The following is a 26,620-nucleotide window of genomic DNA, read 5'->3' on the forward strand; positions in this document are numbered from 1 at the left end:
TCCTCGTTCCTCAGCCCTTCTTCAGGAAAATGTATTCGGCCGAATAGGGCGCGCTCTTGAACTCGCCGGCCTTGTCGCAGGCGCCGTCGAGCTTGCCGCCATGGGTGTTGATGCGCTGAACCGTCGTGGCGGGCGTGAGGACGCCGCTGCCGCGATGGGCGTTCACTTCCAGCTTCAGCCAGGGAATATCGGCCGGCGTCGCGCCCGGTGCGTTGCCGGCGGCCTTGGCGGCCACGGCGCTGCCGTCGGCATGCTCCCAGTTCGGCCCGGCATAGTGCAGGCCGACCGTCTTGCCCTCGTATAGCAGGGTGGCGATCGGCTCGCGAAATGTCCAGGCGAGCTTGCCGTCGGTGCCGGCCTTGCACTCATAGACCTGCGCGCCTTCGGCGTGGACGCTGAGCACCACAGTTTCGCCGGGGGCGGCGATGGCGGCGGGGAGCGGGTCCGCGGCCGCAGCCGGCCCGGCAAGCAACAGAAGGCAGGGCACGGCAAGCTTGATCGACATGGTCGCGTCTCCAAGGGTCGCAAAAAACAACGGGCCGCGCTTTGGCGCGACCCGTGAGATGTCCGGCCCAGTCGGGCGAAATCGCGGACGACTTACGCCATCGCCTTTTCGAGGTTCTCGGCGACCTTGTCGAGGAAGCCGGTGGTCGAGAGCCAGCGCTGGTCGGCGCCGACCAGGAGCGCGAGATCCTTGGTCATGTAGCCGTCCTCGACGGTGTCGACGCAGACCTTTTCCAGGGTGTTCGCGAACTTGGCGAGCTCGGCATTGTTGTCGAGCTTGGCGCGGTGGGCGAGGCCACGGGTCCACGCGAAGATCGACGCGATCGAGTTGGTCGAGGTCTCCTTGCCCTTCTGGTGCTCGCGGTAGTGGCGGGTCACCGTGCCGTGGGCGGCTTCGGCTTCCACGGTCTTGCCGTCGGGGGTCAGCAGCACCGAGGTCATCAGGCCGAGCGAGCCGTAGCCCTGCGCGACCGTGTCGGACTGCACGTCGCCGTCGTAGTTCTTGCAGGCCCAGACATAGCCGCCGGACCACTTCAGGGCCGAGGCCACCATGTCGTCGATCAGGCGGTGCTCGTAGGTCAGGCCCTTGGCCTCGAATTCCTTCTTGAATTCGCGGTCGTAGATGTCCTGGAAGATGTCCTTGAAGCGGCCGTCATAGACCTTGAGGATGGTGTTCTTGGTCGAGAGATAGACCGGGTAGTTGCGCAGCAGGCCGTAGTTCAGCGAGGCGCGGGCGAAGTCGATGATGGAATCGTCGAGATTGTACATCTGCATGGCGACGCCGGCGCCGGGCGTCTTGAACACTTCCCTCTCGATGACGGTGCCGTCCTCGCCGACGAACTTCATCGACAGCGTGCCCTTGCCCGGGAACTTGATGTCGGTGGCGCGGTACTGGTCGCCATAGGCGTGGCGACCGATGATGATCGGCTTGCTCCAGCCGGGAACGAGGCGCGGCACGTTCTTGCAGATGATCGGCTCGCGGAAGATGCAGCCGCCGAGAATGTTGCGGATGGTGCCGTTCGGCGACTTCCACATCTGCTTGAGGTTGAACTCCTTCACCCGGGCCTCGTCCGGGGTGATGGTGGCGCACTTGACACCGACGCCGACCTTCTTGATCGCCTCGGCGGCGTCGATGGTCACCTGATCGTTGGTCTGGTCGCGGTACTCCATCCCCAAGTCGAAATACTGCAGCTCGACATCCAGGAACGGGTTGATCAGCTTGTCCTTGATGTACTGCCAGATGATCCGGGTCATCTCGTCGCCATCGAGTTCGACGACGGGGTTGGACACCTTGATTTTTGCCATGTTCGGGGAAGCCTCTTGGGAACGGCGCTTTTGGTGCGCCACGGGAATATCCGCCGCCTCTTAGCACCGGGACGCGGCCGGCGAAAGCCAAGGGATTATGCACTTTTAGCTCATCCAGCCTCCGCAGATGGGGGGCGGGAAGCGGCCCTGCCGCGGGGGGCCGGGGTGAAGTTTCAGGCGAGATTTAAAAGTCGAATCCAACCCGTTATTTCCCTTGAGAATTCTGTCAGGACAGGCAAACGACAGGCGGAGGGGCAGCCGGCCGGGTCGGCCTGAATCAATTCCTGAGGCGGCTCCCACAAGGCCTTGAGAACCAGCGTGAAAGCGAGACGAGATGTCGGGGACTGACAAGAGCAAGGCCGGCCTTTCCCTCGACGGTCCCATCGTGATCCTGGTCGAGCCGCAGTTGGGCGAAAACATCGGCATGGCCGCGCGCGCCATGGGCAATTTTGCGCTCGGCGCCTTGCGCATCGTCAACCCCCGCGACGGCTGGCCCAATATTGCCGCCCAGCGCGCCGCCGCCGGCGCCGATCACATCCTGGAAAAGGTCGAATTGTTCGACACGGTCGGCGAGGCTGTCGCTGATCTCGACCTCTTGTTCGCCACCACCGCCCGGCCGCACGACCAGGCCAAGCCGGTGGTCGGGCCGGAGGCGGCTGCGGCGGAGATCTCTGGGCACGTCGCCACGGGCGGCAAGGCCGGCATCATGTTCGGCCGGGAGCGCTGGGGCCTGACCAATGAGGAGGTCGGGCTCTCCAATCGCATCATCACCTTCCCGGTCAATCCGGGCTTCGCCTCGCTCAACCTCGCCCAGGCGGTGCTGCTGGTCGGCTACGAATGGTTCAAGCGGGCGACCTCGGGCGAGCTGCCACACGCCATGCCGGAACGCTCCGAGCGCGCCTCGCAGCACCAGATGCATGCCTTCTTCGACAACCTCATCCGCGAGCTCGACCGGGTCGAATTTTTGCGCCCGGCCGAGAAGCGCGACACCATGCTGGTGAACCTGCGCAACATCTTCAGCCGGATGGAGCCGACCAAGCAGGACATGCACACCCTGCACGGGGTGGTGATGGCGATCGCCGAGGGCCGCAAGGGCCCGGCCAAGGGCGGCGTGCTCGACGGCGAGCAGGCCACGCGGCTGCGCGCCCTTCTGGCTGAGCACGGGCAGGGCGGCGGTGTTTCCGACAGCGGCTCCACGGTCCGCGGGCTCGCCCGCCTGCTTCGTCGCAACCCGACCGATGCGGAGCGCTTGCTCTGGCAGGCCCTGACCCGCGATCGCCGCTTCGCAGGAGCGTTTAAGCGCCAGACCCCGGTCGGCCGGCACATCCCTGATTTCGTCTCGTTCCCGCACCGGATCGCGATCGAGCTGGTGAACCCGGGCGAGGGCGAGGCCATCGCCGCCGACCGCGCAGGCCGGCGGACGTGGCTGGAAGCGCGGAATTATCGTGTGATCGAGATGCGGGCAGCGGATGTCGAGCGCGATCTGGACGCGGAGCTGGCGCGGCTTCAGGGGATGATCGAGCAAAGCTCATAGGTCTCGTAGGTTGGGCAAAGCGAAGCGTGCCCACCATGTCGCAACAAAACTGAGACAGAAATGGTGGGCACGGCGCTACGCGCCTTTGCCTACCCTACGAGATCGAGCTTATATCACCCCCGCCCGAGCTGCACCTCGCGCTCGACCGCAATCCAAGTCGTCCGGGCCACCGCCAGCAGCTTCCCGGCTTCATCATGCGCGGCCGCCTCGGCTGTGCGTTTGCGGCCCTCGCGGCCTGTCGGCCAGGCTGTGATGATGCAGCGCTCTCCCGGGCGCGGGCGGGCTTCGATCCGCGCTGACATCCGCCCCAGCAGGAGCGGTGTCTTGTCGAAGACGCCGCTCTGCTGATCGCAGTTGCAGGCAAAGCCGGTGGGGCAATCGAGTGCCGACCAGAGAAATTCGGGCGCGACCAGGCCGTCATCGGCGGCCAGATTTGGATCCGGTGTCCAGCTCGCGGCGAGAACGGCGCTCTGCGAGTGACGCGCGAGCAATCCGGCGAAGATGCGCAGGCCATCTCCTTTCGCCCTTGCGGGACCGCAGACGAAGCAGGTCGGCAGGGGATGCTCGTGCGGCTTGACCGGGGTCAGCAATTCGGCGGCGCAGGCTTCCTCGAAGCTGGCTTTTTCCAGACGTGCAAGCTCGACATTTGCCGGTCGCCCGGTCGCGACGATGTTGCCGCCATCGCGAAGCTCCCATGTGCCGTCGTCCGTCGCGATCGCATCAAGTGGCGTGTCCAGGGGAGACGGTGCGCGCAGCGTCACCTCCGCAGCCCCGGGAATGTACCGGGCCAGACGGCCGCAGACATAGCCGCCATTCCCGGAGTTTGGCGGGCCGCAATAGCGCTTGTCGATGATGATCGGTGTCATCGGTCTCTCTCTTCCCGGTGCACTTTACCTGATCTTGAGGACAATTCGCCCCTGAACCGTTCGGTTGGCCACGGCACGCATGGCTTCTCCGGCCTCCTCCAAAGGGAGGACGCGATCGATGTGCGGGCGGATTTTTTCTTCGGCCAGCAATTGCATCAGCGTGGCGTTCATGCGCGCGGCCTCGGCGGAAAATTTCTCCGCCCAAGCGCCGACGAAGACACCGAGGATGGAATAGTTCTTCAGCAGCGGCAGGTTCATCGGGAGCTGTGGAATCTCGCCGCTGGTGAAGCCGATCGGCATCAGCCGTCCGCCCCATTTCATCAGCCGGGCCATTTGCTCGAAAATCGCGCCACCAATATTGTCGAAGCCGATGTCGATGCCTTCTCCCGATGTGATCGATTTGATCCGGTCGCGCAGATCTTCGCTGCGATAGTTGACGATTTCGCCGGCGCCGTAGCTTCGCACCAGGGCAGCCTTGTCATCGGAGCCGACACCGGCGATGACGCGCAGGCCCAGATGGCGGCCGAGGTCGACGGCGGCAAGCCCAACTCCACCGGCCGCGCCGGTAATGAAAACGGTTTCGCCGCGTTGCGCCCGTGCCCGCTCGACCAGCGCATAATAGGCCGTGCCGTAATTGTGCAGGACGGTCGCCGCGACTTCGAACGCGACATCATCAGGCAGAAGAACGCTCTTCGAGTCCTTCGCTGTCATCCGTTCGGCGTAGCCGCCGGTCCAGGCGCTGCATGCCACACGATCGCCGGGCACGAATGTCGTAACCTTGTCGCCGACCGCGACGACGACGCCGGATGCTTCCGTGCCGGGCACGAAGGGCGTCGGCGGACGCATCTGGTAGAGGCCCGAGACCAGCAACTGGTCCATGAAACTGACCGAGGCCGCGTGGACGTCGATGAGAATTTCGTCGGCGGCCGGCTTCGGCTCGTCGATCTCGCCGAGGCGCAAATCGCCTGGTCCGGTGAACGAGCCGCATAGAACTGCTCTCATCTTGTCGCTCCAGCGGATTGCCTATATTCGGCAGGTTCTCTCAACAGCGTCGCATATCCCGCCACGAGCTTGACGAAATCGGCCTGTCGCGCTGCACCGGTTTTTTCAAACAAATGGCGGACATGCGTCTTGACCGTCGTGCCGGCAACGCCGAGCGCTGCAGCGACTTCGGGAACGCTGCCGAGCTCGACGATCGCGAGCAGAACGCGCAACTCGGTCGGCGTCAATTTGAATGCCTTGGCGATCAACTCGGAACGCGGCGGTATCGTCAGCGCCGTCTTGCGAACGAACAAGGCCGCCACGGCGCTGTACGCTACGCCCGCACTTCGGCGCGTACCGGAAGTCAACGGCAAAGCGTGGGCGACATGACGTTGCCCATCCCTCCCGAGCATCGGCACTCCGCTGGTGCCCAGGATGGCGTTTCCTTGCCCGGCCACCGTGAAAAAATGTTGCAAAGTCTGGTTGATCGCTGGATCGCTGGCCACGAGGTGCCCGCGGATCTCAAGCAGGATGTCGCGAGCATCGAGGATGGCTTGGCCGGCCGTATTGGCGTGAACGAGCCGCGCGTGCGCGTCGACGAGATATAGGCCGACGTCGAGCCCATCGAGCGTGTCGGCGAATGTGGCGGCATCCACGGACATTCGGGGGAAAGGAAACAGCGCGTTCATCGCGGAGCTCCAGCAGGCCGACGATCTTCCGTCCGGCGACGAGCGAAAGGACGCGGCACCAACATGGGAACGCGGCGGCGATACTCTTGATAAGTCGCGCCGAACTCGGCGATCAGATCCCGCTCCTCGAACTGCAACCCGACCAGGATGTAGACTGTATTCCCTAGCGCGAACAGCAAATGACCGGCGGTCATCTCAGGCGTGGCCCAGAACGCGAGCAGAAAGCCCAGCATGAGCGGATGCCGCACGATCTTGTAGAGCAGCGGCGTCCTGAAGGATTGGCCTGATATTTCGGCCCCGCGTAGCGCGACGAAAGCCTGGCGCAGGCCGAACAGATCGAAATGGTCGATCATGTGGGTCGAGGCAAACGCGATCAACCAGCCGAGCCAATGGATGCCGATCAGCAACCAAGCCGCAATTCCACCGATCTGCCAGACCGGTGTCGGGATCGGACGCCATTGCCAGAACAGCAGCAGCAGGATCAGGCTGGAGAGCAGCACGTAGGTGCTGCGCTGGCTGGCCGCGGGAAGGAATTTGACCGACCATTGCTTGAAGGCGGGGCGCGCCATGACGCTGTGCTGGATCGCAAACAGGCCCAGCAGCAGCAGATCGACGACGATGGCCTCGCCTGGATTCGTGTGGCTACCGACGTCAATCGACTTGTCGATCGACTTGGGCACGACATAATTGCCGACGAAACCGAGGGCGTAGAGAAATGAAGCCGTGAATATCGCATAGCTGACGATGGCGTAGAGCAGGATTGCGAGGCGCGCGAACATGTTTTTTCCTATTGTGCCGATGGATGCGGTGCCGCATGCAGGAGCGCGAACCGCTCGCTGGCGGTCAGGCTCGATCTGGCCCGACTCATATCGGCGGACCGTCCCCTGCGCGTCCCCCGGGGGACGCCGCGAGGGGAGAGGATCTCCATGACGGCTTTTTTGCTTGGAGCGTTCGGGTTCCCGGAGGTCCACGCTGATGACCGCCCGATCAAGCTGAACCTGCGCAAGGGACTTGCGCTGCTGATCTATCTCGCGGAGGCCAAGGGCGCCGTCGCGCGAGACGTGATCGCGACGCTGCTGTGGCCCGAAACTGCCCGCGAGACGGGCCTCACGCGATTGCGGCGCCTGCTTCATCGCATCGAGCTCACGCTCGGCCAGCCGGTTTTCGAGACCGACCGCACCAGCGTGCGGTGGTCCCCGGCGGTCGCGCTGAAGGTCGACACGCACCAGTTCGAGAGTGCGTGCGATCGCGGCTGCTTCGAGGAGGCCTGCCAGATGTATCGGGGTGACTTCCTCGCGGGCTTCGCTCTGGACGATTGCCCTGAATTCGACGATTGGGCGTTTTTTCGCCGCGAGGCGCTGCGGGGACGGCTCGTGCACGCGCTGGAGCGCCTCGTGCAGGACAGGAATGCCGCCGGCGACCATTTTGCCGCCACAGTGCACGCGGGACGTCTGGTCGAGCTCGATCCCTTGAGCGAGGTGTACGGCCGGCATCTGGTGCGCAGCCTTTTGCTGGCCGGCGACCGAAGCGCGGCAGAACGGCATCACGCGGCACTGACGCAGCGGCTGCGCGACGAGCTTGGCGTCGCGCCTGAAGCCGAGACCGAGGCGCTCATGGACCCCGGCGCGGCGTCGTCGCTCGCCGCCGTTCCGACGACGCGCTACGTCAAGGGTGCCGGCGTGCATCTGGCGTATCAGACCTACGGAAGCGGCCCGCTCGATATCCTGGTCATGCCCGGCTTCGTGTCGCATGTGGAACGCGCCTGGGAGCATCCCGCGAGCCGGACGTTTCTGGACTCATTGATGAAGCTGGGGCGGCTGATCGTATTCGATCGCCGCGGCATCGGGCTGTCCGACCGGGTCGGATCGGCGCCTGGCATCGACCTCACCGCGGAGGATATCGGTACCGTGCTGCGGGCGGTGGATGCGCGCCATGTCGTGCTGTTCGGCGCGTCCGAATGCGGGCCGGCCTGCATCAAATTTGCGGTCGATGAGCCGCGTCTCGTGGCCGGGCTCATTCTGTTCGGCGCATTGGCCAAGGGTTGCTGGTCACAGGACTATCCGCACGCGTTGCGCGCCAGCCAGTACGATGCCTGGAGCAAGCACCTCATCGCGCAATGGGGAGGTCCGGTGGGGATTGAAACCTTCGCGCCGAGCCTTGCCGGCGATCCCAAGGCGCGCGCCTGGTGGGCGGGGCTGCTGCGCGCGGCGTCCAGTCCCGGCGGCATCTCGGCGGTGCTCGAGGCGTTTCGCGACGCGGACGTGCGACATCTTCTGGCGCAGATTGCGGTGCCGACGCTGGTGCTGCATCGTCGGGACGACAAGGCCGTACGGATCGCGGCCGGCCGCGATGTGGCGAGCCGGATCAATGGTGCGGAATTCGTCGAGCTCGACGGCCATGATCATTGGTTCTTTGCCGGCGATCAGCAGCCCGTGCTCGATGCGATCAAGCGATTTGCAGAGGCTTTGCCACGCGAAGGGAAATCGAGGCGGTGAAGCCCTAAGCCTCATTTATTGGCACGTTTCGTGCCTCCCAAAGCGGCACGAAACGACGTGACACAGTGCTTAGCGAAGGGAGATCCTGACATGAAACGCGAAGACCTCACCGAGAAGCTGCTCGACATCAAGCGCGAGAAGGGCTGGAGCTGGAAATATATCTGCGAGCAGATCGGCGGCTATGCCGAGGTGCTGATCGTCGGCGCGATCCTCGGTCAGATGAAATTGACAAAACCGCAGGCCGCGAACGCCGGCGAGCTGTTCGGCCTGTCGAAGGCCGAGACTGCGATGCTCAACGAGGTGCCGATGCGCGGCACCGGCACGCCGATGCCGCCGACCGATCCCCTGATCTACCGCTTCTACGAGATGGTGATGGTCAACGGCCCCGCGTGGAAGGCGCTGATCGAGGAGGAATTCGGCGACGGCATCATGTCGGCGATCGACTTCGACATGGCGATCGAGCGCGTCGCCAACCCGAAGGGCGACCGCGTCAAGTTCACCATGAGCGGCAAATTCCTGCCGTACAAATATTACGGCGCCAGCGGCAACGTGCCGGAATACGGCTTCAAGGAAGGCTGACCGCGGCGAACGCGTCGCGCAATTCCTTGATAGGCGCCATCTCGCGAACATAAGTGAAGGAGCCGTGCTCCTTCATCTCGCGTGCGCTCGTCAGGAATGCCGTGAGCGCAAATCGCGACATCGCGCCGCCGACGCTGATGCGCTTGACGCCGGCTTCCGACAGCTGCGCGAGCGTCAGGGTCGGATCGGCAAAGCCCATCACGAGATTGAATGGTTTTCCAATCGACGAAACCACCGTCTTGATGGTCGCGAGATCGTGCACGCCGGGCGCGTAGAGCACGTCGGCGCCGGCGGCCTCGAACGCCTGAAGGCGCTTGATCGTGTCGTCGAGATCGTTGCGGCCGTGCAGAAGATTTTCGGCTCTGGCCGTCAGTGTGAACGGAATGGGCAGGGAGCGGGCCGCCTCCACCGCGGCCTGCACACGCTCGACGGCGCGTGCGAAATCGTAGATCGGCCGGCTCCGGTCTCCCGTCGAGTCCTCGATCGAGCCGCCGACCGCGCCAGCTTCGGCGGCGCGCCGGATCGCGTCCGCCGCGCGCCGCGGCTCATGCGCGCCGCAGTTTTCGAGGTCCACGCTGACCGGTAGTGGCGTGGCTTCGGCGATCGCGCGGCAATTGTCGAGGATGGCATCCAGGCTGACGGTCGAACTCCCGAGCGTGTTGGCCAGTCCAAGGCTGGTGGTTGCGAGCGCCTCGAAACCCATCGCGGCCAGTAGCTTCGCGGTGCCGGCATCCCACGGGTTGGGAATGATGAAGGCGCCCGGCCGGGTATGCAGGTTCTGAAACGCTTTCGCCTTCTCCAATTGGGTCGCCATGTCTTTTTGAGTAGCCATGTCTCTTTGCTCCGCGCGAGATGGTCGGTTCGGTGCAGCCATAGGCGACTTCACGCCATCCGCCAAATTTGTTATTTCTCTCTGGTTCATCAGTTTTTTGCATAGGGGTGACCTCATGGACAGCGATGCGCTCAACACTTTCCTTGCCGTTCACCGCCGCGGCGGAATCTCGAATGCCGCAAAATTCCTGCACCGCTCGCAGCCGGCGATCTCCCGCCGCATTGCGCTGCTGGAGCAGGAGCTCGGTGTGCCGCTGTTCGAACGTGTGGCGGGGCGCACGCTTCTCAGCGATGCGGGGCGTGTTCTGATCCTCTATGCGGAGCGGGCCGTTGCGGCCGCACAGGATGCCGAGCAAGCCGTCCGCGCGCTGACCAAGCAGACATCGGGACCGGTTTCGCTGGCTGTGACCGGGACGCTTGCCGACAGCCGCCTGTCAGGGATCATGAAGGGATTTGCGAGGGCTCATCGGGGTGTCGCGCTCACCTTGCGCACGGCGACCAGCGCCGAGGTTAGCGCGCTCGTCCGCCGTGGCGAGGCGACGATTGGCCTGCGCTACAACCTCGACCGTTCGCGCGATCTCGACTGCGACCCGATCCTGTCCGAGAAGCTCCAGGTCGTCTGCGCCCCCGACCATCCGCTCGCCGGACGCCGGGTGAAGCGGTTGGCTCAGCTCGCGAGCGAGCGCTGGATCGCCTTTCCCGAGATACAGGGCCGACCCGAGGTCGCGGCCGCGCATATCTTCGCGTTGTTTCTGACGCAGGGCCTGGGTGACGTGGTGTGGACCGCGGTCGACAGCCTGACCGCCCAGAAGCGGCTGGTGGAGTCAGGGTTCGGCCTGGCGCTGCTCGCGCAAAGTCATGTCGCAGAAGAACTCGGCTCGGGCGCGATGTCGACGATTGCGGTCGGTGATCTCTCTGCCAGCCACAACGTGGCGATCGTCACCCGGCGCGACGGCTTTCTGAGCCTGGCCGCGCAACGTCTGCTGGACGCCATTCGAGGCGGCTATGGCGCTTCGCGAAGTCGGGGAATAAAACGGCCGGCGCGCAAAAATTCTGCACGCCGGCCGGACGCGTAGGAGCGGGCGCTATTTCCCCGCCTTCACCTCGGCCGCCGCCACCGCGATCAGCTCGTTCATCTTGGCGCGAATCGCCTGCTCGGTGACGGACACGTTCTTGGCAGCGAAATCGGCCGCGACCTTGCGCAGGACGTCTGCGTCGCCGGCTTCCTCGAAATCGGCCGCGACCACCTCCTTGGCATAGGCCCTCGCCGCGTCGCCGGTGATGCCGAGCTGCTCGGCTGCCCACAGGCCGAGCAGCCGGTTGCGGCGGGCCTCCGCCTTGAATTTCTGCTCCTCGTCGAGGGCGAATTTCTTCTCGAAACCTTCCTGGCGCTTGTCGAACGTGCTCATGCCTTTTCCAATTCCCTGCTGACTGGACCCGGCGCCCTCGTTGCGACGGCCCCTTCGCATGCCTAGATAGGGGGCACGAATCGGCAAAACAACGAGCCGTTAAGCCGCAGGCAAGGCGGTATAAGTTGGCATCGGATGAGCCGGATCGATTGTGCTGGGACAGCCAATCGGATAGGTTGCCTGAAGGTCCGGTTCCCGTTCTGTTTCCAAGGGTTGCAGATCGGTTCCAGGCCATTCACAGCCGCTCCGCTGTGGGTCGTAATCCCTAGCAACCGGAGCACACCAAATACATGGATTTCAACAAAACACGGTACATCCCCATGAGCCGTCGGCGTCGCATTTATGAAGGCAAGGCAAAGGTTCTGTATGAAGGCCCGGAGCCCGGTACCCTGATCCAGCACTTCAAGGACGACGCCACAGCGTTCAACGCGAAAAAGCATCAGGTGATCGAGGGCAAGGGTGTCCTCAACAACCGGATCTCGGAGTACCTGTTTCAGCACCTCAACGACATCGGGGTGCCGACCCACTTCATCCGCCGCCTCAACATGCGCGAGCAGTTGATTCGCGAAGTCGAGATCGTGCCGCTGGAAGTGGTGGTGCGGAACGTCGCCGCCGGCTCGCTGTCGCAGCGCCTTGGCATCGAGGAAGGCACGCAGCTGCCCCGCTCGATCATCGAATTCTACTACAAGAACGACCAGCTCAACGACCCCATGGTGTCGGAAGAGCACATCACCGCCTTCGGCTGGGCGACCCCGCAGGAGATCGACGACATCATGGCGCTCGCCATTCGTGTCAACGACTTCCTCACCGGTCTCTTCCTCGGCATCGGCATCCGCCTCGTCGACTTCAAGATGGAGTGCGGCCGGCTGTTCGAGAACGAGATGATGCGGATCATCGTCGCCGACGAGATCTCCCCGGACTCCTGCCGTCTGTGGGACATCAAGTCGAACGAGAAGCTCGACAAGGATCGTTTCCGCAGGGATCTCGGCGGGCTGCTTGAGGCCTATACCGAAGTCGCCAAGCGTCTCGGCATCCTCATGGAGAACGAGCGTCCGCAGGGCTCCGGCCCGGTGCTGGTGAAGAGCTAAGGGGTTTTCGACGTGAAGGCACGTGTCACCGTTACCTTGAAGACGGGCATCCTCGATCCGCAAGGCAAGGCCATCGAAGGCGCGCTGAAGTCGCTCGGCGTCGACGGCGTCGCCAGCGTCCGGCAGGGCAAGGTGTTCGACATCGAGCTCGCCGGCGCCGACAAGGCCAAGGCCGAGGCGGCGTTGAAGGACGCCGCCGACAAGCTGCTCGCGAACACCGTGATCGAGAATTACCGGGTGGAGCTGATCGGGTGAACGGGATGGCTCACAGCCATCCGACCCTGCGAAAACGCCAGTACAGCGCGCCGCACGCCGTCAGCATCACGCCGAGCAGCGTGTAATAGCCGTACTCCCAGTCCAGCTCCGGCATGTGCTTGAAGTTCATGCCGTAGATGCCGGCAAGCGCGGTCGGGATCGCGATGATGGCGAGCCAGGAGGCGAGCTTCTTGGAGACCGCCGTCTCCTGGGCCTGGCCGACCAGCAAGCTTGCTTCGAAGGCGAAGGCCAGCACCTCGCGCATCGAATCGATCCGCTCCTGAATGTTCCTGACGTGGTCGGTGACGTCGCGGAACAGCGGCTGCATCGTCGCGCGCACCATCGCCAGTTCGTCATGCTCCAGCCTGCGACAGACCTCGACCAGGGGGCCGATCGCAGTCCTGAGCCGCAGCAGGTCGCGGCGCAGCATGTAGAGCCGCTCGATCTGGGCCTTGCTGATCGGCTGGGAGAGTACGTCGTCCTCTATGCTCTCGACCTCTTCGTGAATGCTCTCGAGCACGGGCGAGTAGTTGTCGACGATGAAATCGAGGATGGCGTAGAGGATGTAGTCCTCGCCGCGCGCGAGCGCCCGCGGACAGCTCTCGCAGCGTTCGCGCACCGGCGTGTAGGACGTCGATGCGCCGTGGCGCACCGAGACCAGATAGCCTTCGCCGACGAAGATGTGCGTCTCGCCGAAAGCGATCCGGCCCTCGATCAGCTGCGCCGTCCGCGCCACGATGAACAGGGCCTCGCCATATTGCTCGATCTTCGGCCGTTGGTGCGCGTTGTTGGCGTCCTCGATCGCGAGCTCGTGCAAATCGAACTGCTTCTGCACCGCGCTGAGCAGCGCCATGTCGGGCTCGTGCAGCCCGATCCAGACCACGTGGCCGGGTTTTGCCCGCCAGCTCGAAGCTTCGCTGATAGCGATATTGGCGACGCGCCGACCGTCGACATATGCGCCGGCGGCGACGACACCCTCGGCGGACACCGGCTCGGAGAGGGATGCGGGCAGCGACGGGACATTCATGGCTTCAATCCCGGGCAAGTCGATCGGCCGAACGGCGGGCTATGGCCTGTGCACAACGCTCGCTGGCAAGGCTAGCACTGGTAAAATCCCCGTCAAATGGTTATGTCTGCTGGCGATTTGGCCGCCGTGCCAGCCCATTCCAATCTCGTTCGGAACCTCCGCCATGAAAGCCGCCATCCTCGTGTTTCCCGGAATCAACCGCGAGCGCGACATGGCGCGCGCGCTGAAGCTGATCTCGGGCCATGAGCCGGCGATGGTGTGGCACGCCGAGACGTCGCTGCCTCACGGCACCGATCTCGTGGTGGTACCCGGCGGCTTCTCCTATGGCGATTACTTACGCTGTGGCGCGATTGCGGCGCGGGCGCCGGTGATGGACGCGGTGCGCGACTATGCGGCCAAGGGCGGCCTCGTGCTCGGCGTCTGCAACGGTTTTCAGATCCTCTGCGAGTCCGGCCTCTTGCCTGGCGTGTTGATGCGCAATGCACGGCTGAAATTCATCTGCCACGACGTGCATCTGCGCGTCGAGCGCTCCGACACGCCGTTCACGCGCGGCTACAATGCAGGGCAGGTGATCCGCGTGCCCATCGCGCATGGCGAGGGCAATTATGCGGCGGACGCAGAGACCATCAAGCGGCTCGAAGGCGAGGGTCGCGTGCTTTACCGCTATTGCTCGGCGGACGGCGCAATCGACGATATCAGCAACATCAATGGCGCCGCGCAATCCATCGCCGGCATCGTCAACGACAAGGGCAACGTGCTCGGCATGATGCCGCATCCGGAAAATCACGTCGAAGACATCATGGGCTGCACCGACGGCCGCGGCCTGTTCGCCGGCCTCACGGCGCATCTGGAAAAGGCCGCGTGATTGCGTTCGTGCTGAAGCGGCTGTCGGCCGCTGTCGCCGTCGTTGCGTTCGCGACTGCCGCGTTCGCGCAGGATTTCCCCAAGCGTCCCGTCACCATGATCGTGCCGTTCGCGGCCGGCGGCACCTCGGACGTGATCGCGCGCACCGTTGCCGAGCAGATGGGCATCGCGCTCGGCCAGACCATCGTGATCGAGAACGTCGCCGGCGCCGGCGGCTCGACCGCTCTGGCGCGCGCCTCCCGCGCCGAGCCTGACGGCTACACCATTGCGATCGGCAATGCCGGCACCAACGCCGCGACCTATACGATCTATCCAAAGCTGCCGTTCACGCCGGACTCCTTCGTGCCGATCGCCATGGTGGCGAAGACGTTCGGCATCATCGCCGTGCGCAAGGATTTTCCGGCGAAGGACCTCAAAGAATTCATCGCCTACGCCAAGGCCAATCCGGGCAAGATCAATCTCGGCCATGCCGGCGTCGGCTCGTCGAATTACCTGATCTGCAAAAGCTTCGTCACCGCCGCCGGGATCGACGCGACGCTGGTCGGCTATCGCGGCGCCGCGCCTGCGCTCACGGACGCGATCGGCGGCCAGATCGACGGCGTCTGCGATGCGGCGGCCTCCGTCTCGCAATCGGTTAACGAGAAGCTGGTGCGGGGCCTCGTGGTCGGCTCGAATGTGCGGCTTGCCACGCTGCCCGATCTGCCGACATCAGCCGAAGCCGGCCTGCCTGAATTCGAGGCGCAGGGCTGGAACGGCCTGTTCGCGCCCAAGGGCACCCCACTCGCCGTGATCGCCAGGCTGAACGCCGCCGCGCGCACGGCGGTTGAGACTGACGCGGTGAAAAAGCGTTTTGCCGAGTTGTCGACGGTTGCGCCGGATGACAGCGAGCATGCGCCGGAGCTGCTTCAGCAACTGGTGACGCGCGACGTCGAGAAGTATCGGAAGATGCTGGCGGACGCCGCCAAGCAATAGCTAGCGCTTCTTCAGCCGCTCCACCGGGATCGTCATCGCAGCGACGCCGGCCATGACCAGCACCAGCCCCAGCGCCAGGTTCGACGGCACGCTCTCGCCGAGCAGCAGCACGGACAGGCCAACACCGATCGGGATGCGCAGATAGCCTTGCGCGTTCGTCGTCATTGTGCCGAGCCGTCCGAGGCACATGTAGAACAGCATCAGCCCCAAGGCGCTGGAGACGATGCCCATGACGATGGTGGCTGCGATCGCCGTCGGCGTCGGGTGCAGCGTCCAGGGCTGGTCGATGATCAGCGAAGGCGGCAGCAGGATGAGGCCGCCGAACAGCAGCGAGCCGGCGGCCACCACCATCGGGTCGTATTCGGACAGCCGCAGGCCGAAGATCGTGGCGCAGGCAAAGGAGATGGTGGCGAGCAGGATCGCGATCTCCGCCACGATCTCACTACCGAAGCCGCGCAGCGCATCCAGGCCCACGATGACGATTGTGCCGGCAAGGCCGAGGATCGCGCCTGCGAGCTTCAACAGCGTTGCCGGCTCGTGCCGCGTGATCAGCGAAGTGATCAGGAAGGCGAAGATCGGCGTCGTCGAGGCCAGCACCACCGTGTTCGACGCCGGCACATATTGCTGCGACCAGGTGATGATCAGGAACGGGAAGGTCGAGTTGATCAATTGCTGGGTCGCGAACAGCTTCCAGGCCTTGGCGTCAGTCGGGATCCTGACGCCGCGCATCCACAGGATCGCGAACAGGAAGGCGGCCGCGATCAGCGAGCGTGCCGAGATGAAGGTAACAGGCGGGATCGTGTCCAGCGCGAGCTTGGCCAGCGGATAGGTGGAGCTCCAGCAGCAGGCCAGCGCGACCAGCAGCGCATAGTCACGCCAGTTGCGCGCGCCGGCGGCGGGCATGGACGGCAATTGCGAGGCCGTGGCGCGACCTGTCGGCGATGTGCTCTGCGGCACCTTGATGTTGCTCCCCGCGCGACAGCGCTGGACACAAGTCTGGGCGAGGGGGCACCAAAAGGGAAGGCGGCGAGCTATGCGTTTGGCTGCGGTGCCGGCTTCCGCTTCACCCGCTTGATCGTGCCGGAGAAGGTGAAGAGGGGCCGCCCGCCTGATGTCAGCTTGCCGCGCAGGAAGATCAGCGAGCCGCCGGCGCGTGAGACTTCGCCGACGCATTCGATCAGTTCGCCCTCGCGTGCCGCGTCGAGGAAGTCGCAGGCGAAATTGGTGGTCACGGCCGGCCCATCCAGTTCGTGGGTGGCGATCGCGAACAGGCAATAGTCGGAAAACGCCATGAAGCAGCCGCCATGGACGTTTCCGGAGCCGTTGAGGTGCTTTTTCTCGACTCGGAACGCCGAGCGGACGCTGCCATCGTCCTCGATCTTGTGCCAGAACGGGCCGATGTGGCTCTCAAAACTGTCGCGAATCCAGGTTCGCCAGCCCTGGAATTCCCCATCAGTGGCGATGTGGAGGTCGGAGCGGCGGGGCGGGGGCGCTTTGGTCAATTCATGCAAGGAAATGGGCCTTCAATTGCGGGTCTTTTGCCCTTAAATCCGATCTGTCCGCGCTGTGCAATTCCTGTTCCCGCAGCCCACGGCCGCAAAACGTGGGACAGCGGGAAAATGCGCCATAAAGGGCTTTTCCAAGCCGCCCGATGTTCCTAAGAACGGCCAACTGCTGCCGAAAGCCCAAATTCCATGAAGAACGAACCCAAGATCACCCCCGAGCTGATTGCCGCCCACGGGCTCAAGCCCGACGAGTACGAGCGCATCCTGAAGCTGATTGGGCGGGAGCCGACCTTCACCGAGCTCGGCATCTTTTCGGCGATGTGGAACGAGCACTGCTCGTACAAATCCTCGCGCCTCCATCTGAAGGGTCTGCCGACCAAGGCGCCCTGGGTGATCCAGGGTCCCGGCGAGAACGCCGGCGTGATCGACATCGGCGACGGCCAGGCCGTGGTCTTCAAGATGGAGAGCCACAACCACCCGAGCTACATCGAGCCTTACCAGGGCGCCACCACCGGCGTCGGCGGCATCTTGCGCGACGTCTTCACGATGGGCGCGCGTCCGATCGCCTGCCTCAACGCACTGAGTTTTGGCGCGCCCGAACATGCCAGAACCCGGCATCTCGTCTCCGGCGTCGTCGCCGGGGTCGGCGGCTATGGCAATTCCTTCGGCGTGCCGACGGTCGGCGGCCAGGTCCGTTTCCACACCCGCTATGACGGCAACATCCTCGTTAACGCGATGGCGGTCGGCCTCGCCGATACCGACAAGATCTTCTATGCGGCCGCCTCCGGCGTGAACATGCCGATCGTCTATCTCGGCTCCAAGACCGGCCGCGACGGCATCCACGGCGCCTCGATGGCCTCGGCCGAGTTCGACGACAAGTCCGAGGAGAAGCGCCCGACGGTGCAGGTCGGCGATCCCTTCGCCGAGAAGCTGCTGTTAGAGGCCTGCCTCGAGATCATGGAGAGTGGCTGCGTCATCGCGATCCAGGACATGGGTGCGGCTGGCCTGACCTGCTCGGCGGTCGAGATGGGTGCCAAGGGCGACCTCGGCGTCGACCTTGATCTCGACGCTGTGCCGACGCGCGAGACCGGCATGAGCGCCTACGAGATGATGCTCTCGGAGAGCCAGGAGCGCATGCTCATGGTGCTCAAGCCCGAGAAAGAGAAGGAAGCTGAGGCGATCTTCAAAAAGTGGGGCCTCGATTTCGCCGTGGTCGGCTACACCACGCCGAGCAAGCGCTTTGTGGTCAAGCACGGCGGCGACGTCATGGCCGATTTGCCGATCAAGGAGCTCGGCGACGAGGCGCCGCTCTATGACCGTCCGCATGTCCCCTCGACCGCGCTGCCGGTCGTGCACGCGCGCGAGGTGCCGTCGCCGATGGGTCTCGGCGCTGCGCTGGAAAAGCTGATCGGCACGCCCGAGCTGTGCAGCAAACGCTGGGTCTGGGAGCAGTACGACCACGTCATTCTCGGCAACACCATGCAGCGTCCTGGCGGCGATGCCGCCGTGGTGCGCGTGCAGGACGGCCCGAAGGGCTTGGCGCTGACCGTCGACGTGACGCCGCGCTATTGCGAGGCCGATCCCTATCAAGGCGGCATGCAGGCGGTGGCAGAAGCCTGGCGCAACATCACCGCCGTCGGCGGCAAGCCGCTCGCGATCACCGACAATCTCAATTTCGGCAATCCTGAAAGGCCCGAGATCATGGGCCAGTTCGTCGGCTGCCTGAAGGGCATCTCGGAAGCCTGCCGCACGCTCGACTTCCCGGTCGTCTCCGGTAATGTCTCGCTCTACAACGAGACCAACGGCCGCGCGATCCTGCCGACGCCCTCGATCGGCGGCGTCGGCCTGCTGGATGATTTCACCAAGTCAGCCTCGCTCGCCTTCAAGGCCGAAGGCGAGGCGATCCTCTTGATCGGCGAGAACCATGGCTGGCTCGGCCAGTCGGTGTATCTCCGCGACATCTGCGGTCGCGAGGAGGGCGCACCACCGCCGGTCGACCTCGCCGCCGAGAAGCGCAACGGCGACTGCGTGCGTGGCATGATCCATGCGGGCACCGCGACCGCCGTGCACGATCTCTCCGACGGCGGTCTTCTGATCGCGCTCGCCGAGATGGCGATGGCGAGCGGCATCGGCGCAGAACTGCTCGCGGCGCCGACCGCGCTGGTGCCGCAGGCCTATTGGTTCGGCGAGGACCAGGCGCGCTATCTCGTCACCGTGCCGGAAACGGAAGCCGGCCGGGTGCTCGCCAAGATGCGCGGTTGCGAGGTGCCCTGCGTGCGGATCGGCACCACCGGTGGTGACGCCGTCGCGATCGCAGGCGAAGCGCCGGTTACGATCGAGGCGCTGCGGACCTCGTTCGAACGCTGGCTGCCGGAGTATATGGACGGGAAGGCGGCCTGAGGGGCTGCCGCACATTCCGTCATTGCGAGCGTAGCGGCGTAGCGAAGCAATCCAGAGTCTCACCGAGGAGGCAGTCTGGATTGCTTCGTCGCAAGGGCCCCTCGCAATGACGAGCGGAGAGGCCTTGGTCTCACAATACGTGCGACGCCCCTGGAATCTTACGTAAGCCCGCCGTCAGTGCCCAGCTCAGGATCACCGTGAGCACGAAGCCGATCGCGGCCTTCACGATCGCCGGCAGCGAGTAGTCATACAGCGCGTACTGAATCCACAGCGCAATCGGATAGTGCACCAGGAACATGCCGTAGGCATCCGCCTGCATGCGGTCGAGCAGGTTCGGCCCGGGCGCCTTCTGGTGCAGGAAGAAGGCGAGGATCGCGAGCAGGATCGAGCCTGAGAACAGCACGAAGAACGTGCTGTAGATCGCCTGGTACCAGTGCGGCTGCGGGTCGGGATTCCCCAAAACTTCACGCTTGATGTAGATCATGCCCCACATCAGGCAGTACGGGATCAGCGTCGCGAACACCCATAGCCAGCGCTGTTTCGGCAACTGGCCGTCGGCGCTGAGGATGCCGCGATCGAAGTTCGCCGCACCAACGCTGACGCCGATGAAGAAATAGGCGAAGTAGAGCAGGATGCGGCTCGCCTGGACCGAGAACGGCCCGAGTTCGAACCATTTGCTGCCGCCGAAATAGAGCAGCGACGGCACGTAGACGAGGGCGGTGACGACCACGAGCATCAGCCAGAATGCGGCCGGCTGCTCAAATCCGCGCAGCGAGATACGGTTGCCCGGATCGACCAAATGGGCCGAGACCCGGTAGAGCAGGCTCGCGCTCAGGTCGAATGCCAGCAGCACCCACACGAACCAGATCGGCCCGCTCGGCCACGGACCAACCGTCACCGTCTTCCACCAGAACGCCGTGAAGCTCAGCTCGGGCTCGTGCCGCAGCGCGATAGCGTAATAGGCGAGCGGGATGACGGTGAAGGCCGCGATCGCGAACGGCAACCCCAGCCGCAACAGGCGATCGCGGAGAAAGACCGACGGCGCCTTACGTGCGATGCCGGGCCACGTGAACAGTCCCGACAGGAAGAAGAACATCGCCATGAAGAAGCTGTCGGTGGCCAGCACGACGATGTCGAAACCGATCCAGGAGGTCGGATCGGTGTGCCCGAAATAGGTGTAGGGGATGACGGCGTGGTGCAGCAGCACTACCAGCGTGAGGAAGGTGCGGGCGCGATCGAGCGACAGATTGCGCGCCTTACTCCTCGGCGCGGCGTGCACGTCTGCGCCGATCGTCGCTGAATGTGACATCGTCATCGTGGCCGCCCCGGTCGCGCTTCTGTCGGCCGGACTTTGCCGCCGGGAACCAGATTCAGCAAGGGTCGTTTGAGACGTCCGCAGGTCCCGACACCGCTAGGAACCAGTTCCCTGCGACGAAGTTAGCGTTCGCCAAGAGGGCGAGGACCGCGACAAGCGGTACAATTTCGGAGCTGGCGATGACGATTCTGAAATGGGCGCTGATCTTCTTACTTGTCTCGATCGTGGCCGGCGTGCTCGGCTTCACCGGCATCTCGGCTGCCTCCGCCGACATCGCCCGCTTCCTGTTCTACGTGTTCGTCGTGATTTTCCTGGTGCTGCTGATCCTGGGGCTCACGATCTTCAGGGCGTAGCGGGGCTGCTCCAGCATTCCAGTCGTCGTGCCCGGGCCTGTCCCGGGCATCCACGTCCTTTTGTATCCGCGGCAGCCAAGAACGTGGAGGGCCGGGACAAGCCCGGCCCTGACGGCAGGCCCGTGTCGGTGCTACCCCACTTCCTCGATCTTCACCTTGTCCGGATAGAAGGCGAGATGACCGGAAATCTCGGTCATCGCGGGGAAGGGCGTCTCGTAGGTCCAGATCGCGTTGTCGAGCGTCTGGCCGTTGGCCTTGACGCTGTAATAGCTCGCGTCCCCCTTGTAGGGGCAATGGGTGACGCGGTCGGTGCGCTCCAGCAGCGCCATATTGGCGTCCTGTCTCGGCACATATTGCACCGCCGGATATTTGGCCTCCTTCAAGATCAGCGCCTTGCTGGTCTCGGCGATCACGATATCGCCCGCCGTAACGCGGACGCGCCGGGGGTTCTGGGTGATGGTGATGGGGTGGTCGGGCCCTGGAAGCTTCATGACTTCACGCCTTTTCGATCAATCTGCCGTGCGTGGCACTTTGTCGTGCCTTTATCAGGATGGGATATAGTGCCGGAAGGCGTGACGTAGAAGGCCGTTCACGCTAAGTTTGTCCCTGCCGGCAAGTTTGGCTTTGCAGATCCGGACCCCGGCAGCGATTCGACGACAAGGCTGATTGCAGCCGCGACAAGGAGTACGACCCGAATGCCCATGGACGCTCACGATATCGAGGCGATGATCAAGGCGGCGATCCCCGATGCCGAGGTGACCATCCGTGACCTCGCCGGCGACGGCGACCACTATGCCGCGACCGTGATCTCGGAATCCTTCCGCGGCAAGTCCCGCGTCCAGCAGCACCAGATCGTCTATCAGTCCCTGCGCGGCCAGATGGGCGGCGTGCTGCATGCGCTGGCGCTGCAGACCGGGGTGCCTGGGGCGCCGGGGGCCTGATTTGATCGTGTGACGGGGGATGACGATGGCTGCGGACAATCCTCGCGGCGCGATGTTTCGCGTCATCCTGCCGAACCAGCACAGCCGCGTCACCAATGCCGAGCTGTTCTTCGACCTCGTCTTCGTTTTCGCGATCACGCAGGTCTCGCACACGCTGCTGCACCATTTCACGCTGCTGGGCGGGCTGCACGTGACGATGCTGTTTCTCGCGGTGTGGTGGGTGTGGGTCTACACCGCCTGGGTCACCAACTGGCTCAACCCCGAGCTGACCCCGGTCCGCGTCATGCTTTTCTCGATGATGCTCGGCGGCCTCGTGCTGTCGACGACGATCCCGACCGCTTTTGAGGGACGCGGCCTGTGGTTCGCGATCGCCTACGCAGCGATGCAGGTCGGACGCACGGCCTTCTGGCTGTTCGCGACCCCGCGCCATCGCACCGCCGTTCGGCACAACGCGATCCGCATCCTGGTCTGGCTCTCCGCTTCCGCGATCTTCTGGATCCTCGGCGGTCTGGTGCACGAGGAGGAGAGGCTGTGGTTCTGGATCGTGGCACTCACGATCGAATATGTCTCACCCGCGGTCCGATTCTGGGTCCCCAGGCTGGGATTCTCGTCGGTCGAGGCCTGGGCCGTCGAAGGCGGTCACATGGCCGAGCGCTTCGCCGGCTTCATCATCATCGCGCTCGGTGAAGCCGTCGTCGTCAACGGCGCGACCTTCGCCGAGCTGGACTGGACCGCCGACAACCTCCTCGCCTTCGTCTCGGCGCTGGTCGGCAGCATCGCGATGTGGTGGATCTATTTCCACAAGGGCGCGGAGGCCGGCTCCGAGCGGATATCGAAGACCGCCGAATCCGGCCGGCTGGCGCGGCTTGGCTATACCTATCTGCACATGCCGATCGTCGCCGGCATCATCCTGACTGCGGTGGCGGACGAACTGGTGCTGAAACATCCCACCGGCCATTCTGACATCCGGACCATGGTCAGCACGATCGGCGGGCCGCTGGTGTTTCTGGTCGGCACCATCCTGTTCAAGCACGCCATCCGCGGCTTCCTCCAGCTCTCGCACGGCATCGGCATCATCCTGCTTCTGGTGCTGAGCTGGTTCGCTGCCGAACTGTCGCCGCTTTGGCTGTCGGTCGCGACCACGGTGATCATGATCGTCGTGGCAGTATGGGAATCGGTGTCGCTGCGATCCACCCCGGAAGAGGCCCAAGAGCATTGAGCCGGCGCCGTTGTCGCCGGAGCGCTTACTCCGCCGCCTCCAGCGCGTGCACCGAGAACATCTTCGCCGTATCCGTCCAGCTCTCGCGCACTTGCCAGCCTGCGCCTTGCGCCAGCGCAGCGAAGCGGTCGAGGCTGTATTTGTAGCTGTTCTCGGTGTGGATGCTCTCGCCCGCACGGAACGAGAAGCTGGTACCGAGCAGGCGCACGGTCTGGCTCTTCTTGCTGATCAGGTGCATCTCGATGCGGTGCCGCTCGCGATTGTAAATCGCGCGATGGGTGAAGGCGGAGAGATCGAAATTGCCGCCGAGTTCGCGGTTGATGCGCACCAGCACATTGAGGTTGAAGCGCGCGGTGACGCCGGCCGCGTCGTTATACGCGTCGTGAAGCACGCGCTCTTCCTTTTCGAGATCGGCGCCGATGATCATCTGCGCGCCCCGGCCCAGAATAGCTCGCGCGCTCTTCAAGAAGGCCTGCGCTTCATGCGGCTCGAAATTGCCGATGGTCGAGCCCGGGAAGAAGCCGACCTTGGGCATGGATGCCACCGCCTTGGGAAGCTCGAACGGCGTGGTGAAGTCGGCCGCCACCGGGTGGATGCCGAGTGACGGAAAATCCCGCTTCAGGCCGTTCGCCTGCGCCTTCAGGAAGTCGCCGGAGATGTCGACGGGCACATAGGCCGCGAATTTGCAATGGTTGAGCAGCAGGCGGACTTTTGTGGTCGCGCCCGCGCCGAACTCGACCAGCGCCGCGTGCTCCGGAATGATTTTCGCGATTTCGCTGCCGCGCTCTTTCAGGATCGCAAGCTCCGTGCGCGTCGGGTAATATTCCGGCAGGCGTGTGATTGCCTCGAACAGTTCAGATCCGGCCGCATCATAGAAATATTTCGGCGACAGCTTTTTCGGCTGCTGCGAGAGGTCCCCGATGGCCTCGCGGGCGAAGGCAGTGGTCTGAGCGTCGGGAAGATGGGCTTCAGCCAAAGCGCTGGCGTGCACATTCATGATACTCTCCTGAACGCGCTGTCCGGCGCGCGGTTGTCGTCGGATAATTGTTATTCGTAGTCGGCGAGCCGCAATCCCGTGAACTGCCAGCGGTGGTGCGGATAGAAGAAGTTGCGATAGGTGATACGGCTGTGCCCCTCCGGGGTTGCAAGCGAGGAGCCGCGCAGCACCAGCTGGTTGACCATGAACTTGCCGTTGTACTCGCCGAGCGCGCCTTCGATAGCGCGATAGCCGGGGTAGGGTGAGTAGGACGATCGCGTCCACTGCCAGACGATGCCGAAGGCATCGTTGAGCTGGCCGGCGCGGGCCACGACTTCCCATTCCATCTCGGTCGGCAGATGTTTTCCGGCCCAGCGCGCAAACGCATCGGCCTCGTAATAGCTGACGTGGCAGACCGGCGCGGTGGGATCGACCGGCTTGAGGCCGGCCAGCGTCATCACATGCCATTGGCCGTCGATCTCGCGCCAATGGCCGGGAGCGTCCCAGCCCTCGTTGTTGACGGCCGCAAAACCGTCCATCAGCCACAGCGTTGCAGTCCGATAGCCGCCGGCGCGCATGAAGGCGAGCCATTCGCCATTGGTGACGAGATTGCGTGCGACCTTGACCGGGCCGACGAGGGCGCGATGCGCCGGCTTTTCGTTATCGAAATGGAAACTATCGTCGACATGACCGACGGTGTGGATGCCTTCGTTCAGCATCAGCCAATCCTCACCGGCCGGCGTCGCGGTCGGGACGCGCCAGTCCGGATCGTAGGCCGGCGGGATCGGGTTCTGCGCGAAGGCGTGCAGGATGTCGGTGAACATCAATTCCTGATGCTGCTGCTCGTGGTTGAGGCCGACCTCGACCAGCGGTGCGATCTCGCGCAGCTTGTCCTCGCCGGCCTCGCGGAAGAATTTTACGACCGCAGCGTCGACATATTTTCGGTAGGCGCCGACCTGATCGGCGCTGGGACGGGTGATGTCGCCGCGATGATTGCGGGAATGGCGGGGACCGGCGCTGACGTAATAGGAATTGAACAGGAAGGCGAAGTCAGGGTGAAAGGGCCGGTAACTCGCACAGTGCTCGCCGAGCAGAAATTGCTCCCAGAACCAGGTGGTGTGCGCCCGGTGCCATTTCGTCGGGCTCGCATCCGGCATGGACTGGATCTGCTGGTCCTCCGGCGACAGCGGCGAGGCCCGGCGCTCGGTCTCGTCGCGGACGGTGAGAAACGCGTCTTCGAGATTCCGCGCAAGGCCGCCCAAATCGGCCGACGGTGACGAAAGCGGGGCGGGGGCCGTAGCGGAGGCTTGTTTCGTCACGTTTTTCTCCAGACAGGACAAGAGAACGTTGTTGGCGCTGCCCGGTTCCAAAACGCGGGGTTCGTCCTAGATAGGGGCTCCGTGACGGTATGAAAGTCCTCCCCGGCGATGATATTCGTACCATCATGCAATGGGCCGGCGCTGCCCAGACCGTCGGCGCAGGGGGGCGGTCGCCGCCATTTTACTTTGGATGCACAACGGTTTGGGCTACATATATAGGCAGGTATCGGGTTAGATCGGCTGAGCCAGCCCGAAGCGATTGGAGTGGGCTCAGCCCCATAAGGACACGGATATGAGCATCGAGGAATTCATCGCCAACGAAGTGAAGTCGAACGACGTGGTTCTGTTCATGAAGGGTACGCCGCAATTTCCGCAGTGCGGGTTCTCCGGCCAGGTCGTGCAGATCCTCGACCACGTCGGCGTCGGCTATAAGGGCCTCAACGTTCTCGAATCCGCCGAACTGCGCAACGGCATCAAGGACTTCTCGAACTGGCCGACCATTCCGCAGCTCTATGTAAAGGGCGAGTTCGTCGGCGGCTGCGACATCATCCGCGAGATGTTCCAGGCAGGTGAATTGCAGCAGCTGTTCTCCGAAAAGGGCGTCGCTGTCGCAGCCTGATACGTGACCGAGCTGACGCGCCGGATTGGCGGCGCCGAACTCGAGGTCATCGTTGCTGACATCACCACACTGAGCGTTGACGCAATCGTCAACGCGGCCAACACGTCGCTCCTGGGTGGGGGCGGCGTGGACGGCGCCATCCATCGGGCGGCCGGGCCCGATCTGGTCGCCGAATGCCGCATGCTTCACGGCTGCAAGACCGGCGATGCCAAGATCACCAAGGGCTATCGGCTCAAGGCAGCCCATGTGATCCACACCGTCGGGCCGGTCTGGAACGGCGGTACGCTCGGCGAGGATGATCTGCTCGCCTCCTGCTATCGCCGCTCGATGGAGCTGTGCGGGAAGCACAAGCTGACCTCGGTGGCATTTCCCGCGATTTCGACTGGCATTTTCCGCTTTCCTGCCGACCGGGCGGCCGATATTGCCGTGCGCACCACGATCGAAGGGCTCGCGGCCGCACCATCCGTCGCTCGCGTGGTGTTCTGCTGCTTCGCCGAGCCGAGCGCCAAGCTCCACGCCGAGGCGGTTGCGCGACACAGCAGCCCTTGTGCCTGATGCCGCGGTCAGTACACTC

General features: G+C 64.1%; 29 protein-coding genes. 14 read left to right on the forward strand and 15 right to left on the reverse strand.

The window, feature by feature from the left end; translation table 11 throughout:
- Positions 1-10: 10 nt before the first annotated feature.
- A complete protein-coding gene (locus tag IVB27_RS16300) occupies positions 11-505 on the reverse strand; it encodes a DUF3455 domain-containing protein (RefSeq protein WP_247444449.1) in 495 nt (164 codons plus the stop codon).
- Positions 506-597: 92 nt separating this feature from the next.
- Positions 598-1,809: an NADP-dependent isocitrate dehydrogenase gene (locus IVB27_RS16305; protein ID WP_247444450.1), complete on the reverse strand. Its 1,212-nt coding sequence runs from the start codon at positions 1,807-1,809 to the stop codon at positions 598-600.
- Positions 1,810-2,143: 334 nt separating this feature from the next.
- Here IVB27_RS16305 and IVB27_RS16310 point away from each other — a divergent pair, with 334 nt between their 5' ends.
- The gene (locus IVB27_RS16310; protein ID WP_247444451.1) at positions 2,144-3,343 is read left to right on the forward strand and encodes a TrmJ/YjtD family RNA methyltransferase; all 1,200 of its coding nucleotides are present in this window, start codon (positions 2,144-2,146) and stop codon (positions 3,341-3,343) included.
- 113 nt (positions 3,344-3,456) lie between these two features.
- On the opposite strand, the gene IVB27_RS16315 is transcribed toward IVB27_RS16310, so the two are convergent.
- Genes IVB27_RS16315 through mddA form a run of 4 tightly spaced genes read right to left on the reverse strand, consistent with a single transcriptional unit; the run spans position 3,457 to position 6,658 of the window.
- Positions 3,457-4,209 carry a PaaI family thioesterase gene (locus IVB27_RS16315; RefSeq protein ID WP_247444452.1) on the reverse strand — a complete coding sequence of 251 codons (753 nt, stop codon included), beginning with the start codon at positions 4,207-4,209 and terminating at the stop codon, positions 3,457-3,459.
- Positions 4,210-4,233: 24 nt separating this feature from the next.
- On the reverse strand, positions 4,234-5,211 hold the full coding sequence (locus tag IVB27_RS16320; protein ID WP_247444453.1) for an NADPH:quinone oxidoreductase family protein: 978 nt from the start codon (positions 5,209-5,211) through the stop codon (positions 4,234-4,236).
- Positions 5,208-5,879, reverse strand: a complete 672-nt coding sequence (locus IVB27_RS16325; protein ID WP_247444454.1) for a helix-turn-helix transcriptional regulator — start codon at positions 5,877-5,879, stop codon at positions 5,208-5,210. Before IVB27_RS16325 ends, IVB27_RS16320 begins: the two co-directional genes overlap by 4 nt.
- A complete protein-coding gene (mddA, locus tag IVB27_RS16330) occupies positions 5,876-6,658 on the reverse strand; it encodes a methanethiol S-methyltransferase (RefSeq protein WP_247444455.1) in 783 nt (260 codons plus the stop codon). The genes IVB27_RS16325 and mddA overlap by 4 nt, the downstream gene beginning before the upstream one ends.
- A 147-nt stretch (positions 6,659-6,805) precedes the next feature.
- Here mddA and IVB27_RS16335 point away from each other — a divergent pair, with 147 nt between their 5' ends.
- Positions 6,806-8,374, forward strand: a complete 1,569-nt coding sequence (locus IVB27_RS16335; protein WP_247444456.1) for a bifunctional AfsR/SARP family transcriptional regulator/alpha/beta hydrolase — start codon at positions 6,806-6,808, stop codon at positions 8,372-8,374.
- Positions 8,375-8,464: 90 nt separating this feature from the next.
- Positions 8,465-8,953, forward strand: coding sequence for a cyanase (cynS, locus tag IVB27_RS16340; RefSeq protein WP_211397665.1), 489 nt, complete (start codon positions 8,465-8,467; stop codon positions 8,951-8,953).
- Here the strand turns inward: cynS and IVB27_RS16345 are convergent.
- A complete protein-coding gene (locus IVB27_RS16345; RefSeq protein WP_247444530.1) occupies positions 8,940-9,767 on the reverse strand; it encodes an isocitrate lyase/PEP mutase family protein in 828 nt (275 codons plus the stop codon). The two genes, cynS and IVB27_RS16345, sit on opposite strands and share 14 nt — an antisense overlap.
- A 133-nt stretch (positions 9,768-9,900) precedes the next feature.
- Here IVB27_RS16345 and IVB27_RS16350 point away from each other — a divergent pair, with 133 nt between their 5' ends.
- Complete coding sequence (locus IVB27_RS16350; RefSeq protein WP_247444457.1) at positions 9,901-10,860, forward strand: LysR family transcriptional regulator; 960 nt, start codon at positions 9,901-9,903, stop codon at positions 10,858-10,860.
- Between the two features lie 9 nt (positions 10,861-10,869).
- Here the strand turns inward: IVB27_RS16350 and IVB27_RS16355 are convergent, their stop codons facing one another.
- Complete coding sequence (locus tag IVB27_RS16355) at positions 10,870-11,193, reverse strand: DUF1476 domain-containing protein (protein ID WP_247444458.1); 324 nt, start codon at positions 11,191-11,193, stop codon at positions 10,870-10,872.
- 320 nt (positions 11,194-11,513) lie between these two features.
- Here IVB27_RS16355 and purC point away from each other — a divergent pair, with 320 nt between their 5' ends.
- Both purC and purS read left to right on the forward strand, forming a co-directional pair.
- Entirely contained in the window at positions 11,514-12,281 is a 768-nt protein-coding gene (gene purC, locus IVB27_RS16360; protein WP_173015815.1) for a phosphoribosylaminoimidazolesuccinocarboxamide synthase, read from the forward strand.
- A 12-nt stretch (positions 12,282-12,293) separates the two neighbouring features.
- Entirely contained in the window at positions 12,294-12,536 is a 243-nt protein-coding gene (gene purS / locus IVB27_RS16365) for a phosphoribosylformylglycinamidine synthase subunit PurS (RefSeq protein WP_007602264.1), read from the forward strand.
- A 10-nt stretch (positions 12,537-12,546) separates the two neighbouring features.
- On the opposite strand, the gene IVB27_RS16370 is transcribed toward purS, so the two are convergent.
- Entirely contained in the window at positions 12,547-13,563 is a 1,017-nt protein-coding gene (locus IVB27_RS16370) for a magnesium and cobalt transport protein CorA (RefSeq protein ID WP_247339146.1), read from the reverse strand.
- A gap of 163 nt (positions 13,564-13,726) precedes the next feature.
- Between IVB27_RS16370 and purQ the strand changes: the two genes are divergently transcribed.
- Together purQ and IVB27_RS16380 are read left to right on the forward strand one after the other, a co-directional pair.
- Positions 13,727-14,428 (forward strand): phosphoribosylformylglycinamidine synthase subunit PurQ, encoded by a 702-nt coding sequence (gene purQ, locus IVB27_RS16375; RefSeq protein WP_247444459.1) that lies wholly within the window; start codon positions 13,727-13,729, stop codon positions 14,426-14,428.
- Positions 14,425-15,399: a tripartite tricarboxylate transporter substrate binding protein BugD gene (locus IVB27_RS16380; protein ID WP_247444460.1), complete on the forward strand. Its 975-nt coding sequence runs from the start codon at positions 14,425-14,427 to the stop codon at positions 15,397-15,399. Before purQ ends, IVB27_RS16380 begins: the two co-directional genes overlap by 4 nt.
- Here the strand turns inward: IVB27_RS16380 and IVB27_RS16385 are convergent, their stop codons facing one another.
- Together IVB27_RS16385 and IVB27_RS16390 are read right to left on the reverse strand one after the other, a co-directional pair.
- Positions 15,400-16,356, reverse strand: coding sequence for a DMT family transporter (locus tag IVB27_RS16385; RefSeq protein WP_247444461.1), 957 nt, complete (start codon positions 16,354-16,356; stop codon positions 15,400-15,402).
- A 74-nt stretch (positions 16,357-16,430) separates the two neighbouring features.
- Complete coding sequence (locus tag IVB27_RS16390) at positions 16,431-16,910, reverse strand: PaaI family thioesterase (protein WP_247444462.1); 480 nt, start codon at positions 16,908-16,910, stop codon at positions 16,431-16,433.
- A gap of 183 nt (positions 16,911-17,093) precedes the next feature.
- Here IVB27_RS16390 and purL point away from each other — a divergent pair, with 183 nt between their 5' ends.
- Positions 17,094-19,304: a phosphoribosylformylglycinamidine synthase subunit PurL gene (gene purL, locus IVB27_RS16395; protein WP_247444463.1), complete on the forward strand. Its 2,211-nt coding sequence runs from the start codon at positions 17,094-17,096 to the stop codon at positions 19,302-19,304.
- Between the two features lie 130 nt (positions 19,305-19,434).
- Here the strand turns inward: purL and IVB27_RS16400 are convergent, their stop codons facing one another.
- Positions 19,435-20,613 carry an acyltransferase family protein gene (locus tag IVB27_RS16400; protein WP_247444531.1) on the reverse strand — a complete coding sequence of 393 codons (1,179 nt, stop codon included), beginning with the start codon at positions 20,611-20,613 and terminating at the stop codon, positions 19,435-19,437.
- 185 nt (positions 20,614-20,798) lie between these two features.
- On the opposite strand from IVB27_RS16400, the gene IVB27_RS16405 reads away from it, so the two are divergent.
- Positions 20,799-20,972, forward strand: coding sequence for a DUF1328 domain-containing protein (locus tag IVB27_RS16405; protein ID WP_007612121.1), 174 nt, complete (start codon positions 20,799-20,801; stop codon positions 20,970-20,972).
- A gap of 131 nt (positions 20,973-21,103) precedes the next feature.
- Here the strand turns inward: IVB27_RS16405 and IVB27_RS16410 are convergent, their stop codons facing one another.
- On the reverse strand, positions 21,104-21,463 hold the full coding sequence (locus IVB27_RS16410; RefSeq protein WP_247339137.1) for a DUF427 domain-containing protein: 360 nt from the start codon (positions 21,461-21,463) through the stop codon (positions 21,104-21,106).
- Positions 21,464-21,667: 204 nt separating this feature from the next.
- On the opposite strand from IVB27_RS16410, the gene IVB27_RS16415 reads away from it, so the two are divergent.
- Entirely contained in the window at positions 21,668-21,913 is a 246-nt protein-coding gene (locus tag IVB27_RS16415; RefSeq protein ID WP_212487351.1) for a BolA family protein, read from the forward strand.
- A gap of 25 nt (positions 21,914-21,938) precedes the next feature.
- Positions 21,939-23,132, forward strand: coding sequence for a low temperature requirement protein A (locus IVB27_RS16420; protein ID WP_247444464.1), 1,194 nt, complete (start codon positions 21,939-21,941; stop codon positions 23,130-23,132).
- Positions 23,133-23,157: 25 nt separating this feature from the next.
- On the opposite strand, the gene egtD is transcribed toward IVB27_RS16420, so the two are convergent.
- A complete protein-coding gene (gene egtD, locus IVB27_RS16425; RefSeq protein WP_247444465.1) occupies positions 23,158-24,129 on the reverse strand; it encodes an L-histidine N(alpha)-methyltransferase in 972 nt (323 codons plus the stop codon).
- 50 nt (positions 24,130-24,179) lie between these two features.
- Complete coding sequence (egtB, locus tag IVB27_RS16430; protein WP_247444466.1) at positions 24,180-25,478, reverse strand: ergothioneine biosynthesis protein EgtB; 1,299 nt, start codon at positions 25,476-25,478, stop codon at positions 24,180-24,182.
- A 241-nt stretch (positions 25,479-25,719) separates the two neighbouring features.
- Between egtB and grxD the strand changes: the two genes are divergently transcribed.
- Positions 25,720-26,046 (forward strand): Grx4 family monothiol glutaredoxin, encoded by a 327-nt coding sequence (gene grxD / locus IVB27_RS16435; RefSeq protein ID WP_247444467.1) that lies wholly within the window; start codon positions 25,720-25,722, stop codon positions 26,044-26,046.
- 3 nt (positions 26,047-26,049) lie between these two features.
- Entirely contained in the window at positions 26,050-26,601 is a 552-nt protein-coding gene (locus tag IVB27_RS16440) for an O-acetyl-ADP-ribose deacetylase (RefSeq protein WP_247444468.1), read from the forward strand.
- The last annotated feature ends 19 nt before the right edge of the window (positions 26,602-26,620 follow it).

The sequence above is a fragment of the Bradyrhizobium sp. 197 genome, from assembly GCF_023073375.1.
Taxonomy (GTDB): Bacteria; Pseudomonadota; Alphaproteobacteria; order Rhizobiales; family Xanthobacteraceae; genus Bradyrhizobium.